Origin of the sequence: Herbaspirillum sp. BH-1 (assembly GCF_002870055.1) — a bacterium.
Lineage (GTDB): Bacteria > Pseudomonadota > Gammaproteobacteria > Burkholderiales > Burkholderiaceae_D > Herbaspirillum > Herbaspirillum frisingense.
The window spans coordinates 129,166-148,792 of record NZ_PKOI01000008.1; the positions used below are offsets into that span (position 1 = coordinate 129,166).

Sequence of the window (19,627 nt, forward strand, 5' to 3'; positions counted from 1 at the left end):
GCACGGCGCGGAAATTGCTGAGTCAGGAAACAATATAAAACCCAAGTGGCACTGTAATATAGAGCCAATTTCAAATATCTGATGGTGCCACTTGAAACTCGCCTCCTTGTCCGACTATCTGCTGCTGCGCATCAACCGGCCTCCGTCCAAGGCCGGCCCGGGCAAGGGTCGTGCCGCTGCCGGCCGGGAAAGCACCGCAACGAAAAGCTCCCGCACAGGCAAGACCGCGGCTGCCGTTCCGGTGAATCGGCAGATCTACCAGTTGATCCGCGAAGCCATCCTGGCCCACACCTTGCCGGCCGGCATGCAATTGCCGTCCTCGCGCGACCTCGCCACGGAGCTGGGGACCTCGCGCAATACCGTGACCTATGCCTATGAGCAGTTGCTGGCCGAGGGGTATCTGGAAAGCCGCACCGGCGCCGGCACCTTCGTGGCCGACACGGCGCCGGACCAGATGCCGGATGCAGTGGAGCGCAAGGAGCCGCTGACGGACCCCTCCGGCAAGTCCGAACTGTCGGCGCGGGGCGCGCTGCTGACGCGCCAGGCCGGCGTCGGCGAGCGCCAGTGGGGTGCCTTCATGCCGGGTGTGCCGGATGTCACCTGCGTGCCTTACAAGATCTGGGGCCGGCTGCAGAACAAGCACTGGCGCCGTTCCAATTCCGACCTGCTGACCTATGGCCCCGGCGCCGGTTATGCGGGGCTGCGCGAGCAGATCGCCGAATACCTGCGCGTGGCGCGCTCGGTCAATTGCACGGCCTCGCAGGTGTTGATCACCACCGGCATCCACCAATCGATCGACATCGTGGTCAAGCTGCTGGGCGAGCATGGCGATACCGCCTGGGTCGAAGACCCCTGCTACTGGGGCACGCGCAGCGTGCTCAATTCGCTGGGCATCCAGTCGGTCCCTATCGCGGTGGACCAGGAAGGCATGCGCATGCGCCTGGCCAACCTGCGCCGGCCACCGCGCTTCATCTGCACCACGCCTTCGCATCAGTATCCGCTGGGCATGGTGATGAGCCTGTCGCGGCGGCGCATGCTGCTGGAATACGCCGCGACCCACAAGGTGTGGATCATCGAGGATGACTACGACAGCGAATTCCGCTACGGCGGACGGCCGCTGGCCTCGCTGCAGGGCATGGATACGCAGGACCGGGTGCTCTACATGGGGACCTTCAGCAAGATCATGTTCCCGGGCCTGCGCATCGGTTTCCTGGTGGTGCCGGAATCGCTCTCCCGCGCCTTCGCCACCGGCATCGCCGAGTTGTACCGCAACGGCCAGGTGTTCCTGCAGGCGACGCTGGCCGACTTCATGGCCGAGGGGCATTTTGCGTCGCACATCCGCAAGATGCGGGTGCTCTACGCGGAACGGCTGCAGTTGCTGCAACAGGCCATCAATCGCCACTTCGGCGAAAAGATGACCATCACCGGCGGCGAGGCCGGCCTGCACCTGGTGCTGGGTCTGCCGCAGGAATGCGACGACGTGCTCATCTGCGAGCAGGCGCTGGCCGCCGGCATCGTGGTGCGACCGCTGTCGCGCTACTACATGCATGCCCGTGGTGCGCGGCGTGGACTGCTGCTGGGCTATGCCAGCGTGCCCAATGACGAGATCGCCCGGGCCTTCGACAAGCTGGCTGCGGTGATCAAGCCGCATCTGGCGTGAGCCGCCTGCAGCAAGGGATTGCGGGCGATTTTCGCTTCTGCGATGAAAGTCTTTATCGGGGCAGGTTCTGGCGGTCGCGAGCTTGCGGACCTAAGATGGTGTCCATGCAAGGCAGGCAGATACAAGCCTCCTGCCTGATGCAACCCTCATGTTCCACAGGAAAGGATTTCCCATGAAAGCCATCGTCTACCGGCAGCACGGCCTGCCCATCAGCAACCCCGAGTCCCTGATCGATACCACCCTGCCCGAGCCAACACCGGGCGAGCGCGACCTGCTGGTCGAGGTCAAGGCGATCTCGGTCAATCCGGTCGATACCAAGGTGCGCGCCGGCTCGCCCGTCAAGGAGCCGCGCGTACTGGGCTGGGACGCCTCGGGCGTGGTGCGCGCCGTGGGATCGGCGGTAACGCTGTTTCAGCCTGGTGATGAAGTGTTCTATGCCGGCTCCATCACCCGACCCGGCTCCAACAGCGAACTGCACGTGGTGGACGAGCGCATCGTCGGCCGCAAGCCCGCCAGCCTGGGCCACGCCGATGCAGCGGCCATCCCGCTGACGGCCATCACGGCCTGGGAACTGCTGTTCGACCGCGTGGCCGTGCCGGAAGGTGGTGGCCAGGGACGCAGCCTGCTCATCATCGGTGCTGCCGGGGGCGTCGGCTCCATGCTGACCCAGCTGGCCCGTCGCCTGACGCAACTGACCGTCATCGGCACCGCCTCGCGCCCGGAGACCGTGCAATGGGTGCAGGAGCTGGGCGCGCATCATGTGATCGACCATAGCCAGCCGCTCAAGCCGCAGCTGGAGAAGATCGGCATCCCCGAGGTCGATATCGTCATCAGCCTGACCCATACCGACCAGCACTTTGCGCAGATCGTCGAGGTACTGGCGCCGCAGGGCCAACTGGCCCTGATCGACGACCCGGCCACGCTGGATGTGGTGCCGCTCAAGCGCAAGAGCATTTCGCTGCACTGGGAGCTGATGTTTACGCGCTCCATGTTCCAGACCGCCGACATGATCCGCCAGCACGAGCTCCTGCAACGCGTGGCGCAACTTATCGACGAGGGTGTGCTGCGCACCACCACGGGTGAGCATTTCGGCAGCATCAATGCCGAGAATCTGCGCCGTGCGCATGCGCTGATCGAGACCAATCGGGCGCGGGGCAAGGTGGTGCTCGAAGGCTTCTGAAGTCCGCTGAGGCGTTGCGTAACGTATTGACGCCTGAGCCGGCAGGGGAGGGCGATCAGCCTCCCCCCTGCCTGGCGCTCATGCCGGCGTGCAGGCACGCAGCAGGTCCACCTTGCGATAGGCCAGCAGCGGCAACACCTGGCCGGTGACCAGCAACTGGTAGTGCGCCGACTGCTTGTGCTTTTCCAGGGCGGCGGTGTCGCGGTAGCGTTCCACCAGCAACACCGCTTCCGGCGCTGCCGGCGAACGATAGATTTCATAGCCCAGGCAACCCGGCTCGGCCAGTGAACGCTGGCGCATTTCCTCGGCCAGGGCCAGTACCTCGGCCATGGCATTGGGCGCCGGCTGCCAGCGTGCCAGCACGGTGATGGCGTCGGCGGCGTTCATGCTGCCTCCGCAGTCAGTGCCTGCACCACGGCGGCGGCCATGCCGGCGCCGGAAGCCGGGTTCTGGCCCGTGATGAGCCGGCCATCGACCACCACCTGGGCTTGCCAGGGTGCAGTCGACGTGTGTTCGGCACCTTCGGCACGCAGGGCGTCTTCCAGCTGGAAGGGGACGTCGGCCTGGGCGTAGTTGGCTTCCTCTTCGTTGGAGAAGGAGGTCAGCTTGCGACCGCGCAGCAAAGGCGTGCCATCCCCCAGCGTCACCCCCAGGAACGCCGCCGGCCCGTGGCAGACGGCCGAGACGATCTTGCCCGCATCCCAGGCGCGGGCGATGGCGCGCTTGACCTCGGGATCGACCGCGATATCCACCATCGGACCCAGGCCGCCCGGGAAGAAGATGGCGTCATAGTCCAGCACATCCACCTCGGACAGCTTGCGGCTGCGTGCCATGCGACGGATCGCCAGGCTGTTGCGGAAAGCCAGCTGCGCCGGGTCGTTGGCGTCGTAGCCATCTTCCGGCGGGGTGCCGCCCAGGGGTGAGGCGAACTCCACGGCGATGCCAGCCTGCTCGAACACCTCGACGGGATGCGCCACTTCCGGGAAGAAGTAGCCGGTGGCGCGCGAATTGGGACCGATGGTCGCGCTATTTGTCAAAATAAAGAGGACAGTCTTCATGCTCATGATAAAGCTCCTTATAGTCGGATGATTGGGTAGATTCCGCATCGCTGCGGTTGATCAAACTATAGGGAAGAGCCGGTTGTTGCGGTAGAGTCTGATATGCTGACGAAATGTCAAACTGATTGATACAATCCTCTATGCCTGATGACGCCCCCATCCTCGACGAACTGCGTGCCATGGCCGTATTTGCCACGGTGGTGCGCGCCGGCAGCTTTGCCGCCGGTGCGCGTGCACTGGGCCTGACACGGGCGGTCGTCAGCCATCACATACGGGCGCTGGAGACCCGGCTGGGCGTGCCGCTGGCCCAGCGCAGCACGCGCAGCTTCAGCCTGACGCCGGCCGGGGAGGCTTTCCGGGTGCATTGCGAGCGCCTGCTGGACGAGGCCCACGACGGCATTCGCGGCATGGAACTGCTGCGGGCCGAGCCCGGTGGCGAGGTGCGCATCACCTGTTCGCATCATTTCGGCAACAAGCGCATCCTGCCGGCGTTGCTGGAGTTTCGTCGTCGTTACCCTTCCGTGCGCCTGCACGTGGCGATGAACGACAGCAATGTCGATCTCGTGCAGCAGGGGATGGAATTGGCTGTGCGCGCCGGTCCGCTGGCCGATTCCAGCCTGGTGGCACGCCGTCTGGTCAAGGAGCCCACCATGCTCTGCGCGGCGCCCGCCTACCTGCGCCGCTATCGGGCGCCGACCAGCGTGGAGGAGCTGGCCCAGCACCGCTGGGTGGTCTACCCGCCCAATCAGAAGACCCTGTCCCTGCAGCAGGGCGAGCGGGAAATCCAGGTCCCCGTCCGGGGTGACGTGATCACCGACAGCGCCGCCTCGCGCCTGGCCTTCGTGCTGGCCGGTGAGGGCCTGGCCAGGCTGCCGGCCTATGACGCCGCGACCCTGCTGGCCTCGGGTGAACTGGTGCGGGTGCTACCGCAGGTGCAGACCGCACCACTGGAAATCTATCTGGTCCACGCCCAGCGCGTGGGGCCGAGTGCACGACTGCTGCGGGATTTCCTGTTGCAGGCGGGGCAGGAGATGATGGCTTCGCCAACGTGATGGAGGGTTTTGCCCGCTCCAGTCGGCTGATGCGTGCGATATTGTTATTTTGATAGCAAAACCGGTTCGCCCGCCGACCCATGGTAAATTACCGGGTCCGGACCGGTTCATTGCGTCCGGGCCCTTTGACAACCCCGATAGGAACCCTCGTTGGAAAACATATTACTGATCGTCGCAGCCTTCTTCCTGGTTGCGTTGAACGGTTTTTTCGTCGCTGCAGAATTCAGTCTGGTCAAGTTGCGTCAAACGCGCATCCGGGCCATCGCAAAAACACAAGGCTTGCGCGGCCGCATCCTGGCCGTGGTCCACAATCAACTGGACGCCTATCTCTCCGCCTGCCAACTCGGTATCACCCTGGCCTCGCTGGGCCTGGGCTGGATCGGTGAACCGGCATTCGCCCGGTTGCTGGAACCGCTCTTCTCGCTGGTGGGTGTGACCAACCAGGAACTGATCCACGGCATCTCGTTCGTCTTTGCCTTCTTCGTCATTTCCTTCCTGCACATCGTGGCCGGCGAACTGGCCCCCAAGTCCATGGCCATCCGCAGCCCGGAAAAGCTGGGCCTGTGGTGCGCGGTGCCGCTGTATGGCTTCTACTGGGGCATGTATCCGCTGATCTGGGTGCTCAACGCCAGCTCCAACTGGCTGCTGCGCGTGGCCGGACTGGGCGCCGGCCATGGGCATGACGCGCACTATTCCTCAGATGAACTCAAGCTGATCCTGCGCGCCGGTGGCAAGAGCGGCAAGAGCGGCAAGTTCACCCGCGACGAATGGAACATGCTGGCGCAGAGCCTGAACTTCGCCGAACTGGACGTGGCTGACATCATGCGCCCCGCCAGTGAAATCGTGGCTCTGGGCGATGACAAGACCCAGGAAGAAAACCTGGACATCATCTACCGCAACCGCTATTCGCGTTATCCCTACTTCGACGCCGAGCGCCAGCAGGTGCTGGGCCTGGTCCACCTGAAGGACGTGTTCCTGGCACAGCAGGATGGTCGCGCCATCGGCAACCTGAAGGATTACCTGCGTCCGGTGCAGTTCATCTCGCCCGCCTTGCCGGCGCTGGACCTGCTGCGCCGCTTCCGCACCGGCACGCCGCACTTCGCCGTCATCGGCAAGAAGGGCCAGCCGCCGCAGGGCTTCATCACCCTGGACAATATGCTCAGCCTGCTGGTGGGTGAGATCCGCGACGAATTCCGCCACAACACCGGCGAATGGACCCGCCAGGACGACGGTACCCTGCTGGGCAAGGGCAGCCTGCCCATCGTCACGCTGGAGAACATGTTGGGCATCGACATCGAGTACGACGACAGCATCGATTCCGTCGGCGGCCTGGTGATGGAGAAACTGGGCGACCTGCCCAAGGAAGGCCAGAAGATCGAGTTCCCCGCCTTCGACGTGGTCATCAAGCGCATGTCGGGACCGAAGATCGTGCTGGTGAAGGTCTATCCGAAGATGGTGGAAGTGCGGGAGTAGGTCTGCGCCTGACTGAGGGCCGCGTCGGTCCTTGACCCAGGAATGCCGTTCAGTGTCGTGCTGGACGGCATTTTTTGTTTCAGGGTCGGGGAGGGGGCTTGGATAGCGCCAGTGCAGCGGCCACGCCGGCTCCAGCTCCAGCTCCAGCGGCGCGATGCCTTAGCGCGATGCCGCTGCCGTGAAGCTGGCCGTCTGCAACAGCATCGCCCGTGCCGAAGGATCGGCGCGTTGAAACTGGCGGATCAGGCTGTTCAATTCCTGTTGCCGCAGCGTGGTGGCGACATAATCGTCCTCGCCACTGAGCAACCAGTTGATATCGATGCCGAACTTCTCGCGCATGCCGCGCAGCAGTTTGGCACCGGGGATGCAGTGATCGCGTTCGATCTGGTAGATGTGGTTGGGCGCAGTCTCCAGCGCCAAGGCAAACTGGCGCTGGCTGATACCCAGTTTCAGGCGAACGGATTTGAGCCGTTGCCCGAGGGATGCTCTGCATGGAATCATGCCTTGCTCCGAATGGATGGGGGTCCCTCCCTGCGCTATGTTCTCATTCAGCATGCGGTGCCTGCTGTGGCTGCTCATGGTCGTATGTTGTCTGTGCCTGAGATACTGAAAGCGTCCATCGGATGGTTACGCCTACTTCACCGCAACCCCGGCTTACACACCGAACAGCGTAGGTGTATTGGCCGGGTTGTAGGCGACGTTTTGCAGCTGCAGCGAGTAGGTCTGGGTACCCGCACCGGCGCCATCAAGGTCGATCACCAGCCGGGTACCCGCGCCGCCCTGGATGGAGCCTACTTCCTTGACGAACTTGTCCAGGTTTACCGCATCGACGTTCTTGCCGAACACGGCCAGCTTGTCCACACCGAGAGAGAAATCGGTGACGGTGGCAGCGAAGTTGCCCTTCTTGCCGAAGGCGCCCAGGCTCAGGGTGTCATAGCCGCCGTTGGTCTGGATCAGCGTATTGGCCCCGTTCTTGGTGGCGCCGAGCAGGATGGTGTCGTTACCGTTGCCACCGCGCGTATCGCCCAGCGATTGGGCCGCCCAGAATGAACCCAGTTTCAGGCCACCGATGCTGGCCGTCGCCCCATTGTTGTTGCCGGCGGTGATGTTGGTTGCCGTGAAGCTCAGATCGTCATAGACGCCCGGCGCCAGCAGATTGGCTGCCGAAGCCAGGGTGAAGTTGCCGGCCTTGACGGTGTCGAAGGCCAGCACCTTGTCGCCCGCCTTGACGGTGACCAGATACTGGTCCGACGAGCCCGCACCGCCGACCTTGCCCGAGAACACCAGACCGCGCTCGCTGCTACCCGGCGATGCGGCGGTACCGTTTTCGGTGATGGAGGCGTACTGGGTTGCCGAGTCGTCGAGCAGCTTGACGCGGGCGTTGGTGGGGCTGCCGACCTTGAGCTCGCTCAGTACCGGATTGGCGACATTGCCAGGGCGCGTCGGCGTGACTACCGATTCGACCTGACTGATGTTGCCAGAGGCTTCCTTGTACTGCACCTCGATCGTGTGTTGTGCGGCCGACAGGCTGTTGGCCACCTTCAGGTTCACCGCTGCCTGAGGCGAAGCCAGATCTTCGGCAGTCAAGACCCTGCTGGTCGTCCCATGATTGGCGGTAACCAGCGAAATGACATCACCGACACTGGCCTTCTTGGCGTCGAACTTGACGTTGAAGGTGGGGTTCAGATTGCTGGCACCGGTATCGACCTGATACAGAATCCGGACGTTGCCGATGTCATAGTTACCGTTCGAGGTCTGGGTGAAACCGCTCAACTCATGCATGTCCTGATTGGCCACATTGCCGCCGCCCTTGTGGTTGAGCAGTACGCCCTTGCCATCCGGGGTCAAGGTGAAGTTGAAGATACCAGCCTTGACGTAGGGTCCGCCCTGATGCGCCAGCACAAAATTCTTGCCTGCGCTCAGCGGCTGGTCAAAGCTTTGATAGCTCTTGAACAGCGAGGAAGTCGTATTGGCCTTGCCCGTAACGCCCAGGCCACCCCACTCCGCCGAAATGCCCTTGATGGCCGCCAGGAAGTTCTGCGCGCTCATCCCTGCAGGCTTCGCCAGGAGGACACTTTCGCCTTTGCTGAGATTGTGGGAATTGACCCGGCCCAGGGTGTCGCCCAGGTTCAGGACCTGGTAACTCATCTGGTTCTGCGCTACCAGATCGGCCCGGATTTCCGGCGCGGGTGTGGTATCGAGCTTGATCATCGCCTTGGCCAGGCTGCTGTTGCCGGCGTGGTCGCTCACGGTGATGTCGATGTTGCGATAGTCCAGCGCGGTGGAGGTAGCCTTCAGTTTCAGGGCTTCCAGAATCTGTTTGGTTTCCAGCCCGGTCAGGGACTTGCCGGATGTCTTCTGCAGACTCAGCGTGGAAGTGCCACGGTCGTAGGCGTAGGTGAGCCCGGTGATGCCGCCGATGGTCTGGTTGGATGCACTCTGATCTTTTTCCAGGGACAGGAAGCCGTTGGCCTCAGCATTGAGAACCACCTGATCGCTGGCGAACGTATCCATGTTGCCGGAGAAACTGAGCTTGATCGTGGCAATGTCGTCGGCGAAGAATGCACCGATCCGCTTGTCGAACAGGCTCTCGCCATCGGCAGCGCGCTTGAGGTTGATGACCTTCTGCGAGCTCGACTGGATGCCCGGGGTGAAATAATCCAGGTCCAGTGTCGGCGCCTGGGTATCGACGACCAGTTTCGCACGGGCGGGACCACCGACTTCGCCATTGGCGGCGATCAAGCGGAATTGCACCTCACGTTCACCTTCCAGGCCGAGCGAATTGACCAGTTTGACCGACTTCGTCAGGGTCTGAATCTGGTTGCCCGAGAGTAGTGCGCCCGAGCTATTGCTGATGGTCAGCGTATGCTTCTCGGGGTCAGCGGCGTAGCGCAGCGCGTTGGTAGCTTCGTTGCTCTTGTCCGTTGGCAGGTCAATCAGCAATCGGTCATGTTCCGGGTTGAGCCCCTTGCCTACCAGGGTCAGTTGCAGGCTACTGATATCCTTTGCAGCAGGTTCGAGGACTGCCTTTTGCAGGCTGATCCCCTGTTCCAGTGCGCCTGCCGTCGTGATGTAGCGGATTGCATCATCTTTCGATGCGGCGACATTGGGATCAGTAGGCAAGGCCAGGCGTTCGTTGGCTACCTCTAGAGTGCCTTGCCAAGCCATATCGCCACGATCTTCGGAAGTACGCATGGTCAGTACGCGGGTGCCGGTGCTGCCCGCGGTATTGATCAACTTGACTGCCTGGATCAAACGCTCGATCTGGTCGTTGCTGAACGCGCCGCGCTTTGAATGATTTACGAACAGTTCATTCCTGCCGGTGGAGTAGAAAAATTCGACGTTCTCGACGCCGTTGATCGTCCGATTGTACATATCCTCTCCCGAACGGAAGGGCTCAAACTCACGCTCAAAGGCAAGCTTGTCCTGCGCCCCCTGCAGGGCGTTCCCTGAGAGTCTGAAATAGAGATGAGCTGCATCCACTGCTGTTGACCCGGCAAAGTCCGCATTGGGTGAAAAGCGCGTACCAACCGAGAGATCAGCGTTGCTGACATAGTGTCGAGATATCGATCCGCTTTCAAATTTGCCCAATCCCGGGACGAAGTTCTCGGGCGAAGTGGTATCAATGAAGAGGCGAAAGCCGCTGTTCGCGCTGACGTTGCCAGCGATATCTTCCTGTTGCAAGTAGAAAGCGGTTTCTTCGGCGGCCATACCAAAACTCAACAACGGTAGCGCTTTCTGGTGCGCTCGCGTTCCGTCGGCCAGAGCAACTTCTGCGGCCAGATGTGGGGCAGGCAGATCGGTCGCTATCCACTTGGTATCAGAGGTCGGCCTATGCTTGCTGTCGTTCCCGACATCCGCCTTGAGATACCGCGAAAAATCCGTCTCGCGATACCATTCGTCGGTGCCGCTCTGACGCGAGATGACATAACCTCCTCCGATCTGCGCCCACAGATACCAGGTCTCCCCAGAGGTCGTCATGCGATACGCCTCACGGGTGGTGTCCAGCAGCGCTTTGCCGGTAGGGGAGAAATCGTCACTGAAGCTCTGCTTCAACGTATGCGTCTCCGTGGCAGATAAAGCGATGTATTCACCATTGGCATTGCTGGTGCTGCCGTCTACCTTGGTCAGACCTGATATTTTGCGTGACCATTGCAGAGGGATTTCCCAAGTGCCGTCCTTCTGCGATGGGCCATTGCACGCCCCAGTTCTTTTCATGCTGCGAGTTGATTTCGGCATCGGTGATCTGCTTCTGGTTGTCAGGGGCCTTGATGGTGGAATAGTTGGGGCGCTCGGTATTGCCCTCGTTGCCGCGGGTGGAGCACATGCTCGGGCGACGCAAAAGAACTAACTTTATTTTCCCGGTATAGATATTCAGACGGGTGGCAAGGGAGATGAACCGTGGATTACGTCAGCATCCATCAGTCGTCCTCAGCTTTCACCTCTCATCCCGGGATGTCTGACGAGAAATGCGTCACCGCCCCACATCGCACACGGTCGAAAAAAAACCGGTCCCTGATGATCAGGAAGCGGTTTCTCTCTTCACTGCCCCGTCCCGGCAATCAGAGACGGGGCGGGGTGAAGCAATGCTTCATGTCACACCAGTCAGATCAGAACCCCAGCGTACGTCCATCCGGATTGCGCGGATCGGAGAAGCCGTCAAAGCCGTCCTCCCGGATCTGGATGGTCTGCGTGCGTCCCATGGAGGGCTGCACGCTGATCTTCTGGCCCTTGTCCTGCAGGATCTTCAGGGTATCGGCGGAGAGACCCTTTTCCACGCGCAGCTGGTCCGGCGCCCACTGATGGTGGATGCGCGGAGTGATGGTGGCTTCGGCCACGTTCATGTCGTGGTCGATCACGTTGAGGATGGTCTGCATCGTGGTCGTGATGATGCGGCTGCCACCCGGGCTGCCGGTGACCAGGAAGGGCTTGCCGTCCTTGAGCACGAAGGTGGGCGACATCGACGACAGCGGTCGCTTGTACGGGCCGACCGCGTTGGCGTCGCCACCGATCAGGCCGAAGGCATTGGGCACGCCCGGCTTGGCGGCGAAGTCATCCATCTCGTTGTTCAAGGTGATGCCGGTGCCGGTGGCGACGATGCCGCTGCCGAAGTTCAGGTTCAGGGTGTAGGTGGTGGCCACCAGATTGCCGTCCTTGTCGGCCACGGAGTAGTGGGTGGTCTGGTCGCTCTCATACGGCTGCGGCTGGCCCGGCTTGATCTCCGTGGAAGGCGTGGCGCGATCCGGGTTGATCTTCTTGGCCAGTTCATCGGCGTAGGCGCGCGAGGTCAGGCCCTTGACGGGGACCTTGGTGAAATCCGGATCGCCCAGGTATTCCGAACGGTCGGCGTAGGCCAGCTTCATGGCTTCGGCCATCAGGTGGATGGTCTGGGCGCTGTCGGCGCCGTATTGCTTGAGCGGATAACGTTCCAGGATGTTCATCATCTGGATGATGTGTACGCCACCGGAGCTTGGCGGCGGCATCGACATCACCTGGTAGCCGCGATAGTTGCCCGACACCGGCACGCGTTCGACCACCTTGTAGTTGCGCAGGTCGTCGGCGCTGATGAGACCGCCGTGCTTGTCCATCTCGGCCACGATCTTCCTGGCGATGGCGCCGTCATAGAAGGCCTTGGGACCTTCCTTGGCGATCAGGCGCAGGGACTTGGCCAGATCCTTCTGGACCAGCATTTCGCCTTCCTTGAGGGGACGACCTTCCTTGAAGAAGATGGCCTTCGACGAATCCCACTGGCCCAGGTGCTCACGCTCGGCGGCCAGGATCAGCGCCAGGCTGCGGCTGACCGGGTAGCCCTTTTCGGCCAGTTCGACCGCCGGCTGGATGACCTGCGACAGCTTCATCGTGCCGTACTTGGCGAGTGCATGCGACAGGCCCGCCACCGTGCCCGGTACGCCCACGGCCAGGTGGGTGTAGAGCGAACGGCCGGGGACGACGTTGCCCTTGTCGTCCAGGTACATGTTGCGGGTGGCGCGCTGCGGCGCCATCTCGCGGAAGTCCAGGGCCACGTTCTTGCCGGTCTTGGCATCGTGGATCATCATGAAACCGCCACCGCCGATGTTGCCCGCATTGGGCAGAACGACCGCCAGCGCGAAGCCGACCGCCACGCCCGCATCGACGGCGTTGCCGCCCTTCTTGAGGATGTCCACGCCGACCTTGGTGGCCAGTTCCTGTTCGGTGGCGACCATGCCGTGCTGGCTATGGACGGGGCTGATGATGTCGTAGGTCAGGTCGTACTTGACCACGGGGGCCGCCGGTGGCGCCGTCTGGGCGCTGGCCGGCAGGAAGGCCAGTGCGCCGCACAAGGGCAGCAGGGCCATGGCGGCGGGTTTGCAAAGACCGGTGAATGTCTGCATGAGGGATGCTCCTGGTGATCTGGACTTGGGAATGTGCATATTATTTATAGGAATGCCGTCCCGATGCGATGCGGCAGCAGCCTGGACGACACCGGAAGATTGTAGAGAATGGACCGTATCTGTCCAGAGCCAGCGGCCAGCGATGGATGGATTATTGATGGTGATTCGTCCATGGATGGACGGGATGCGGCGAACCGATGAGGTGGTTCGCCAGGAGGCAGTGCCCCTGCGCAGCAGGCGTCGGCGAAGCCGTTCGCCGGTTCAGGTACTCTCGCGTACCGCCAGTTCGAAGCCCAGGTCCAGGCGGCCCTTGGCGATATCCTCACCCTTGAGCTGGCGCACCAGCATCTCGGCTGACTTGTAGCCGATGTCATAGCGCGGCGTCACCACCGTGGTGATGGACGGCGTGGCACAAGCGGCCCAGGAGAGGTCGTTGAAGCCGGCGATGGCCATCTGCCCCGGCACGCTGATGCCCTGGCGCTGACATTCGAAGAGCGCACCGAGCGCCAGGTCGTCGTTGCAGCAGAAGACCGAATCGCAGTCCGGATGCTGCTCCAGCACGCGGCGCAGCAATTGCGCGCCCATGTTGACGGTGGTCGGTTCCGGCAGCAGCACCTCGATATCCGGCTGGATGCCGGCCTCGATCAGGCCTTTGCGGAAGCCTTCTCGGCGCTTCATCATGCGCGGGTCCAGCTGGGCCGCCAGGAAGGCCGGACGGCGATAGCCGCGCTGGACCAGATGGCGTGCCACTGCCTGCCCGGCGCGGGTCTGCGAGAAACCCACCGACAGGTCGTGCTGGCTGCGTCCCAGGTCGAACATGCGTACGGCCGGGATATCGCGGCTGCCGGGGCGGGCCTGCAGGATGTCGTGCTGTTCGCTGCTGGAGAGCAGGAAGCCGGCCGGCGCATGGGCCAAGTAGGTGGCGATGAGTTGTTCTTCCTTGTCCCGCACGTAACCGGTCTCGCCGATGAGGAACTGGTAACCGGCACCGGCCAGGTAATCGCGGATACCCGAGAGGGTTTCGATGAAGACCGCATTGGTGAGCGACGGCACCAGCACCGCTATTACCTGCGAACGTGCCGAGGCCAGCGTCGAGGCGGCCTGGTTGGGGACATAGCCGAGCCGGGCAATGGCCTCCAGGATGCGCTGGCGCGACTGTTCCTGCACCAGGGCCGGCGTCTTCAGCGCACGCGATACTGTCATCGGGCTGACCCCGGCCTCGGCCGCCACATCAATGATGGTGACGCGACCGGTGGCACGGCTGCCGCGTACCGCCGGGGTGGCGGGCACGGACTTGCGCTTTGGCTTGGATTTTGAGGGGGGTGCTGCGCGCTGGGTCATTGGCGGTTGGGGTGGGCGGTCATTTCAGGTTGGCGACATGATACCTGCTTGCGTCCGGCTCTTGGCACCGGGGAAGGGCCGGCCGCCATTTCCGTACAACAATTTTTCGCATGGCGTGAGCGTCGGATGCGTTGGTGTCTGCCGCACTGCAGCACAACAAGTGTTTGACCCGCGCAAAATGTTAGCGTTATCATCGCGCCCCATGTTAACGCTAACATCCGAACCTCCGGGCACACGGCGGCGGGGTCAGCGGCGGCATACCACACTCAGGTCAATCAGATAACACTACGCAGATAGTGCAGATGTTCGCGCCTCCCGCCAGGGCAGGCCGCAGGAGACGTCCGTCCTCAGCCTCGCGCCGGGGCCACGCTGCTGCGGCTCTTTGCGGGCCGCACGGCATCGGCTATCGGCAATCGGAGATCCCATGCTGGGAATGAGCCACGACGCCACCTTGCTGTTCAATGCAGTCATTGCGATCCTCGCGCTGATCCTGATGATCACGCGCTTGCGCATCCATCCTTTCATCGCCCTGACGATCACCTCGGGCTTCCTCGGTCTGATCTCGGGCATGCCATTGCCCAAGATCGTCAAGTCCTTCCAGGACGGCTTCGGCGGCGTGCTGGGCTTCGTCGGCATCGTCCTGGGCCTGGGTACCATGCTGGGCAAGCTGATGGCCGAGTCCGGCGGTGCCGACCAGATCTCGCAGACGCTGGTGCGTGCCTTCGGCCGCGAGCGTGTGCACTGGGCCATGATGATGGGCGCCTTCCTGGTCGGTATTCCCCTGTTCTTCGAAATTGGCTTCGTGCTGCTGATCCCACTGGTGTTCATCGTGGCGCGTCGCTCGGGCGTGCCGCTGTTCAAGATCGGCATGCCCATGCTGGCCAGCCTGTCGGTGATGCACGGCCTGGTGCCGCCGCACCCGGGTCCGCTGCTGGCCATCGGCATCTTCGGTGCCGACATCGGCAAGACCATTTTCTATGGCCTGCTGGTGGGCCTGCCGACGGTCATCATCGCCGGTCCCATGTTCGGTTCCTTCATCTCGCGCTACGTTGACATCAAGCCTTCGGAAGAGCTGATGGCGCAACTGGCGCGCGAACCGCAGACCAGCAACCTGCCGGGCTTCACCACCACCCTGGTGACGGTGCTCTCGCCGGTGTTCCTGATGCTGCTGAAGACCTTCGTCGATGTCACCCTGCCTGAAGGCCACGCCGTGCGCGACCTGATGGACTTCATCGGCAACCCCATCGTGGCCCTGCTGGCCGCGCTGCTGCTGGCGATCTGGACCTTCGGCCTGGCCCGTGGCTTCACCCGCCAGCAGGTGCTGAAGTTCGTCGACCAGAGCCTGGCGCCGACCGCGGCCATCGTGCTGATCATCGGTGCCGGTGGCGGCTTCAAGCAGATGCTGGTCAATTCCGGCGTGGGGACTGCCATCGGTCAGTTGGCTGTCCATGCGGAAATCTCGCCGCTGCTGCTGGCCTGGTTCGTGGCCGGCGTGATCCGCGTGGCGACCGGTTCGGCCACGGTGGCCACCATCACCGGTGCCGGCATCGTGGCCCCGCTGGTGGCGCTGATCCCCGGTACCAACAAGGAACTGCTGGTGCTGGCCACCGGCGCCGGTTCGCTGATCCTGTCGCACGTCAACGATGCCGGGTTCTGGCTGGTCAAGGAATACTTCAACATGAGCGTGGGTGAAACCTTCAAGACCTGGACGGTGATGGAAACACTGATCTCGGTTGTTGCTATCATCTTCATCATGTTGCTCAACCTCGTCGTTTGATCGTTATTTAATACTCACGATGCAACGCCCGGCTGGTCCGGGCGTCTTGCCATTTGTCAGATAAGGAATGTTCATGTCCCACTCCGCCCGCTACATGCTCGGTGTCGATATCGGCACCACCAGCACCAAGTCTGTCGTCTTCACGCTCGATGGCAAGGTGGTCGCACAGCATGCGCAGGAATACCCGGTGATCTGTACCGAGCCGGGCATGGCGGAGCAGGACCCGCAACAGATCGTCGAGGCCGCGCTGGCCTCGATTGCCGGTGCCGTGAAGGCCGCCGCTGCGGCGCCGCAGGAGATCGCCCTGCTGTCCTTCAGCGCGGCCATGCACAGCGTCATCGCGCTCGATGCCGAGAACCGCCTGCTGTCCAACAGCATCACCTGGGGGGATATCCGCGCCTCGGTCTGGGCCGAGCGCATCAAGCACGAACACGATGGCAACGCCATCTACCGCCGCACCGGTACGCCCATCCACCCGATGTCGCCGCTGTGCAAGCTGATGTGGATGCGCCATGAAAAGCCGGAAGTCTTCAGCAAGGCGGCGCGCTTTGTCGGCATCAAGGAATACCTGCTGTACCACCTGTTCGGCCAGTGGGTGGTGGACCACTCCATCGCCTCGGCCACCGGCATGTTCAACCTGCGCGAGCTGGCCTGGGATCGCGGTGCGCTGGAACTGCTGGGCGTCACGCCCGAGCAGTTGCCCACGCCGGTGCCGACCACTCACCGCCTGCCGCCGCTGTCACCCGGGATGGCGCAGCGCCTGGGGCTGTCGGTGGACACCCCCTTCATCATCGGCGCCAACGACGGCGTGCTCTCCAACCTGGGCGTGAACGCCATCGAGATCGGCCACGTCGCGGTGACCATCGGCACCTCCGGTGCGATGCGCACGGTGATCGATGAGCCCCTGACCGACCCGCATGGCCGCCTGTTCTGCTACGCCCTGACCGAGAAGCACTGGGTGGTCGGCGGCCCGGTCAACAACGGCGGCAACATCTTCCGCTGGGTGCGCGATGAACTGGCGACCGCCGAGGCAGCCGCAGCCCGCGATGAAGGCGTCGATCCCTATGAAGCCCTGACCCGTATCGCCGAGAAGGTGCGCCCCGGCGCCGAAGGATTGCTGTTCCATCCCTTCATGGCCGGCGAGCGTGCACCGCTGTGGAATGCCGACCTGCGCGGCTCCTTCTTCGGCCTGGCCCTGCACCATGGCAAGCACCACATGATCCGCGCCGCGCTGGAAGGGGTGATCTTCAATCTCTACAGCATCCTGCCGGCCCTGGAAGAACTGGTCGGCCCCACCAAGCGCATGATGGCCACGGGCGGCTTTGCCCGCTCGGCCCTGTGGCGCCAGATGATGGCCGACATCTTCAATCGCGAGGTGGTCGTGCCGGAGAGCGTGGAATCGTCCTGCCTGGGCGCGGCTGTGCTGGGCGCCTGGGCCTTGGGGCTGGTGCCGTCGCTGTCGGTGATTTCCGGCATGGTCGGCTCCACCAACCATCACGCGCCGCATGCCGACGCGGTGGCGGTCTACAGCCGCCTGCAACCCATCTTTGCGGCCATTCCGGCCAAGCTGGAAGCGGAGTACCACGCCATCGCCGCCTTCCAGCGCGAGACCGGAAAGGCGCACTGAACGCTGCTCCGGCGCAGGCCGGCCTGAGCAGTTTCGATCTGCCACCTCCCCAACAAGAAGAAAGAGACTACATGACCACCAAGACCACCTCCCTGCCGGCCGGCCTGCAGGGTTTTTCCCTCGAAGGCCGGCTGGCCCTGATCACCGGTTCGTCCGGCGGCATCGGCCTGGCACTGGCGCGCGGCATGGCGCAAGCGGGCGCGGCCATCGTCCTCAACGGTCGCGATGCCGGCAAGCTGGCCGGTGTGGCGGCGCAATTGCGTGCCGAAGGCCACGTCATCCATGAATCCAGCTTCGATGCCACCTCCTCCGACGAGGTCAAGGCTGCGGTGCAGAAGATCGAAAGCGAGATCAGCGCCATCGACATCCTGGTCAACAACGCCGGCATCCAGCGTCGCAATCCGCTGGAAGAGTTCAAGGAATCGGACTGGCACGACCTCATCAACACCAACCTCAACAGCGTCTTCTACGCCGCCCAGGCAGTGGCGCGCCACATGATCCCGCGTGGCGCCGGCAAGATCATCAACATCTGCTCGGTGCAGAGCGAACTGGGTCGTCCCGGTATCGCCCCCTATACCGCCACCAAGGGTGCGGTGAAGATGTTCACCAAGGGCATGGCGATCGACTGGGGCAAGTACGGCATCCAGGTCAATGGTCTGGGCCCGGGTTATTTCAAGACCGAGATGAACATGGCCCTGGTCAACGATGCCAAGTTCACCGACTGGCTGGTCGGCCGCACGCCCTCGCGTCGCTGGGGCGATGTCGAAGATCTGGTGGGCGCGGCCGTGTTCCTGGCCAGCGATGCCTCGCGTTTCGTGAACGGCCACATCCTCTACGTGGATGGCGGTGTCACCGCGACCCTGTAACCCATTGATGCCATTCAGGAGAAGATCATGCAACAAGGCCTCGTCATCCATGCGCCGCACGACCTGCGCATCCAGCAACTCGACAGCGGCGAACTGCAGCCGCAACAACTGAAGGTCAAGGTCAAGGCCGGCGGTATCTGCGGTTCCGACCTGCACTACTACCACCACGGCGGTTTCGGCGTGGTGCGCATCAAGGAACCGATGGTGCTGGGCCACGAAGTGTCGGGCCAGATCGCCGAAGTCGGCAGCGCCGTCACCGACATCGCGCCCGGTACCCGCATCGCCATCTCGCCCAGCCGCCCCTGCGGTCAGTGCAAATACTGCCAGGAAGGCAAGCAGAATCACTGCCTGGACATGCGCTTCTACGGCAGTGCCATGCGCACCCCGCACGTACAGGGCGCGTTCCGCCAGGAAATCGTCATCGAGCGTTCGCAGGCCCACGTCGTGGCCGACCACGTCAGCGATGGCGAGGCCGCCATGGCCGAACCACTGTCGGTGGCATTGCATGCCGTGCGTCGCGCCGGTCCGCTGGTGGGCAAGCGCGTGCTGGTGACGGGCTGCGGCCCCATCGGTGCCCTGGTGGTGATTGCCGCCCGTCGCGCCGGCGCGCTGGAAGTGGTGGTCACCGATGTGGCGAAGATGCCGCTGGAAGCCGCACTGAAGGTGGGCGCCGACCGCGCCATCAACATGGCCGAGACACCGGAGGCGCTGAAGGCCTACGCCGCCGACAAGGGGACCTTTGACGTGCTCTTCGAAGCCAGCGGCAACGAGCGCGCGCTGGTGGGCGCACTGGAGGCGCTGCGTCCGCAGGCCGTGATCGTGCAGGTGGGCCTGGGCGGGGACATCCAGTTCCCGGCCAACCTGCTGGTGGGCAAGGAGCTGGACTGGCGCGGTGCCTTCCGCTTCCATGAAGAGTTCGCCATGGCCGTCGAGCTGATGAACCGCCGCCTGGTGGACGTCAAGCCGTTGATCTCGGCCACCTATCCCATCGCCCAGGCGGTGGAGGCCTTCGAGATCGCCGGTGACCGTTCGAAGATGATGAAGGTGCAGATCAGTTTCGACTGATCCGCCCGGGGCGATGTCCGCGCTGTTCCGTAGTGTGGTGATCGCCCCGCATCCGAAAGGCAGTCCTGCCTTGCTTTCTGGTCTGATCATCTATGCCAGATTGACAATATCTTGTGTACGCTATAAGTTTTGCCCCCATGGGATGGCAGGGATGAAT

The 19,627-nt window shown here is 63.1% G+C and carries 14 protein-coding genes; 8 read left to right on the plus strand and 6 right to left on the minus strand.

Going from position 1 to position 19,627, the window contains the following annotated elements; genetic code table 11:
* Positions 1-91: 91 nt before the first annotated feature.
* Positions 92-1,660 carry a MocR-like pyridoxine biosynthesis transcription factor PdxR gene (locus HBH1_RS13045; RefSeq protein ID WP_102663096.1) on the plus strand — a complete coding sequence of 523 codons (1,569 nt, stop codon included), beginning with the start codon at positions 92-94 and terminating at the stop codon, positions 1,658-1,660.
* Between the two features lie 172 nt (positions 1,661-1,832).
* Positions 1,833-2,840: a zinc-binding alcohol dehydrogenase family protein gene (locus HBH1_RS13050; RefSeq protein ID WP_102663097.1), complete on the plus strand. Its 1,008-nt coding sequence runs from the start codon at positions 1,833-1,835 to the stop codon at positions 2,838-2,840.
* A 78-nt stretch (positions 2,841-2,918) separates the two neighbouring features.
* Here the strand turns inward: HBH1_RS13050 and HBH1_RS13055 are convergent, their stop codons facing one another.
* Both HBH1_RS13055 and HBH1_RS13060 read right to left on the minus strand, forming a co-directional pair.
* A complete protein-coding gene (locus HBH1_RS13055) occupies positions 2,919-3,227 on the minus strand; it encodes a putative quinol monooxygenase (protein WP_102663098.1) in 309 nt (102 codons plus the stop codon).
* The gene (locus HBH1_RS13060) at positions 3,224-3,904 is read right to left on the minus strand and encodes a type 1 glutamine amidotransferase domain-containing protein (RefSeq protein ID WP_102663099.1); all 681 of its coding nucleotides are present in this window, start codon (positions 3,902-3,904) and stop codon (positions 3,224-3,226) included. The genes HBH1_RS13055 and HBH1_RS13060 overlap by 4 nt, the downstream gene beginning before the upstream one ends.
* Before the next feature lie 134 nt (positions 3,905-4,038).
* Here HBH1_RS13060 and HBH1_RS13065 point away from each other — a divergent pair, with 134 nt between their 5' ends.
* Both HBH1_RS13065 and HBH1_RS13070 read left to right on the plus strand, forming a co-directional pair.
* Positions 4,039-4,950, plus strand: coding sequence for a LysR family transcriptional regulator (locus HBH1_RS13065; protein ID WP_102663100.1), 912 nt, complete (start codon positions 4,039-4,041; stop codon positions 4,948-4,950).
* 150 nt (positions 4,951-5,100) lie between these two features.
* Entirely contained in the window at positions 5,101-6,423 is a 1,323-nt protein-coding gene (locus tag HBH1_RS13070; protein ID WP_102663101.1) for a hemolysin family protein, read from the plus strand.
* Between the two features lie 159 nt (positions 6,424-6,582).
* Here HBH1_RS13070 and HBH1_RS13075 read toward each other — a convergent pair whose 3' ends face one another.
* The 4 genes from HBH1_RS13075 to HBH1_RS13095 form a co-directional block, all read right to left on the minus strand.
* The gene (locus HBH1_RS13075) at positions 6,583-6,924 is read right to left on the minus strand and encodes a helix-turn-helix domain-containing protein (RefSeq protein WP_233207602.1); all 342 of its coding nucleotides are present in this window, start codon (positions 6,922-6,924) and stop codon (positions 6,583-6,585) included.
* Between the two features lie 153 nt (positions 6,925-7,077).
* Complete coding sequence (locus HBH1_RS13080; protein WP_146012853.1) at positions 7,078-10,662, minus strand: hypothetical protein; 3,585 nt, start codon at positions 10,660-10,662, stop codon at positions 7,078-7,080.
* A 371-nt stretch (positions 10,663-11,033) separates the two neighbouring features.
* A complete protein-coding gene (gene ggt, locus HBH1_RS13090) occupies positions 11,034-12,794 on the minus strand; it encodes a gamma-glutamyltransferase (protein ID WP_006465275.1) in 1,761 nt (586 codons plus the stop codon).
* A 261-nt stretch (positions 12,795-13,055) separates the two neighbouring features.
* A complete protein-coding gene (locus tag HBH1_RS13095) occupies positions 13,056-14,135 on the minus strand; it encodes an HTH-type transcriptional regulator GntR (protein WP_102663105.1) in 1,080 nt (359 codons plus the stop codon).
* Positions 14,136-14,559: 424 nt separating this feature from the next.
* Between HBH1_RS13095 and HBH1_RS13100 the strand changes: the two genes are divergently transcribed.
* The 4 genes from HBH1_RS13100 to HBH1_RS13115 all read left to right on the plus strand — a co-directional run bounded on the left by HBH1_RS13100 (position 14,560) and on the right by HBH1_RS13115 (position 19,470).
* Positions 14,560-15,912, plus strand: coding sequence for a GntP family permease (locus tag HBH1_RS13100; RefSeq protein ID WP_102663106.1), 1,353 nt, complete (start codon positions 14,560-14,562; stop codon positions 15,910-15,912).
* 73 nt (positions 15,913-15,985) lie between these two features.
* Positions 15,986-17,539, plus strand: a complete 1,554-nt coding sequence (gene gntK / locus HBH1_RS13105; RefSeq protein ID WP_102663107.1) for a gluconokinase — start codon at positions 15,986-15,988, stop codon at positions 17,537-17,539.
* Positions 17,540-17,610: 71 nt separating this feature from the next.
* On the plus strand, positions 17,611-18,405 hold the full coding sequence (locus HBH1_RS13110) for an SDR family NAD(P)-dependent oxidoreductase (protein ID WP_102663108.1): 795 nt from the start codon (positions 17,611-17,613) through the stop codon (positions 18,403-18,405).
* 27 nt (positions 18,406-18,432) lie between these two features.
* Positions 18,433-19,470, plus strand: coding sequence for an L-idonate 5-dehydrogenase (locus HBH1_RS13115; RefSeq protein ID WP_006463831.1), 1,038 nt, complete (start codon positions 18,433-18,435; stop codon positions 19,468-19,470).
* The last annotated feature ends 157 nt before the right edge of the window (positions 19,471-19,627 follow it).

Coding starts and splice junctions, on each gene's coding strand:
- HBH1_RS13050 (WP_102663097.1), top strand. CDS start 1,833: ATGAAAGCCATCGTCTACCGGCAGCACGGCCTGCCCATCAGCAACCCC.
- HBH1_RS13055 (WP_102663098.1), bottom strand. CDS start 3,227: ATGAACGCCGCCGACGCCATCACCGTGCTGGCACGCTGGCAGCCGGCG.
- HBH1_RS13060 (WP_102663099.1), bottom strand. CDS start 3,904: ATGAGCATGAAGACTGTCCTCTTTATTTTGACAAATAGCGCGACCATC.
- HBH1_RS13065 (WP_102663100.1), top strand. CDS start 4,039: ATGCCTGATGACGCCCCCATCCTCGACGAACTGCGTGCCATGGCCGTA.
- HBH1_RS13075 (WP_233207602.1), bottom strand. CDS start 6,924: ATGATTCCATGCAGAGCATCCCTCGGGCAACGGCTCAAATCCGTTCGC.
- HBH1_RS13080 (WP_146012853.1), bottom strand. CDS start 10,662: ATGCCGAAATCAACTCGCAGCATGAAAAGAACTGGGGCGTGCAATGGC.
- ggt (WP_006465275.1), bottom strand. CDS start 12,794: ATGCAGACATTCACCGGTCTTTGCAAACCCGCCGCCATGGCCCTGCTG.
- HBH1_RS13095 (WP_102663105.1), bottom strand. CDS start 14,135: ATGACCCAGCGCGCAGCACCCCCCTCAAAATCCAAGCCAAAGCGCAAG.
- HBH1_RS13100 (WP_102663106.1), top strand. CDS start 14,560: ATGCTGGGAATGAGCCACGACGCCACCTTGCTGTTCAATGCAGTCATT.
- gntK (WP_102663107.1), top strand. CDS start 15,986: ATGTCCCACTCCGCCCGCTACATGCTCGGTGTCGATATCGGCACCACC.
- HBH1_RS13110 (WP_102663108.1), top strand. CDS start 17,611: ATGACCACCAAGACCACCTCCCTGCCGGCCGGCCTGCAGGGTTTTTCC.
- HBH1_RS13115 (WP_006463831.1), top strand. CDS start 18,433: ATGCAACAAGGCCTCGTCATCCATGCGCCGCACGACCTGCGCATCCAG.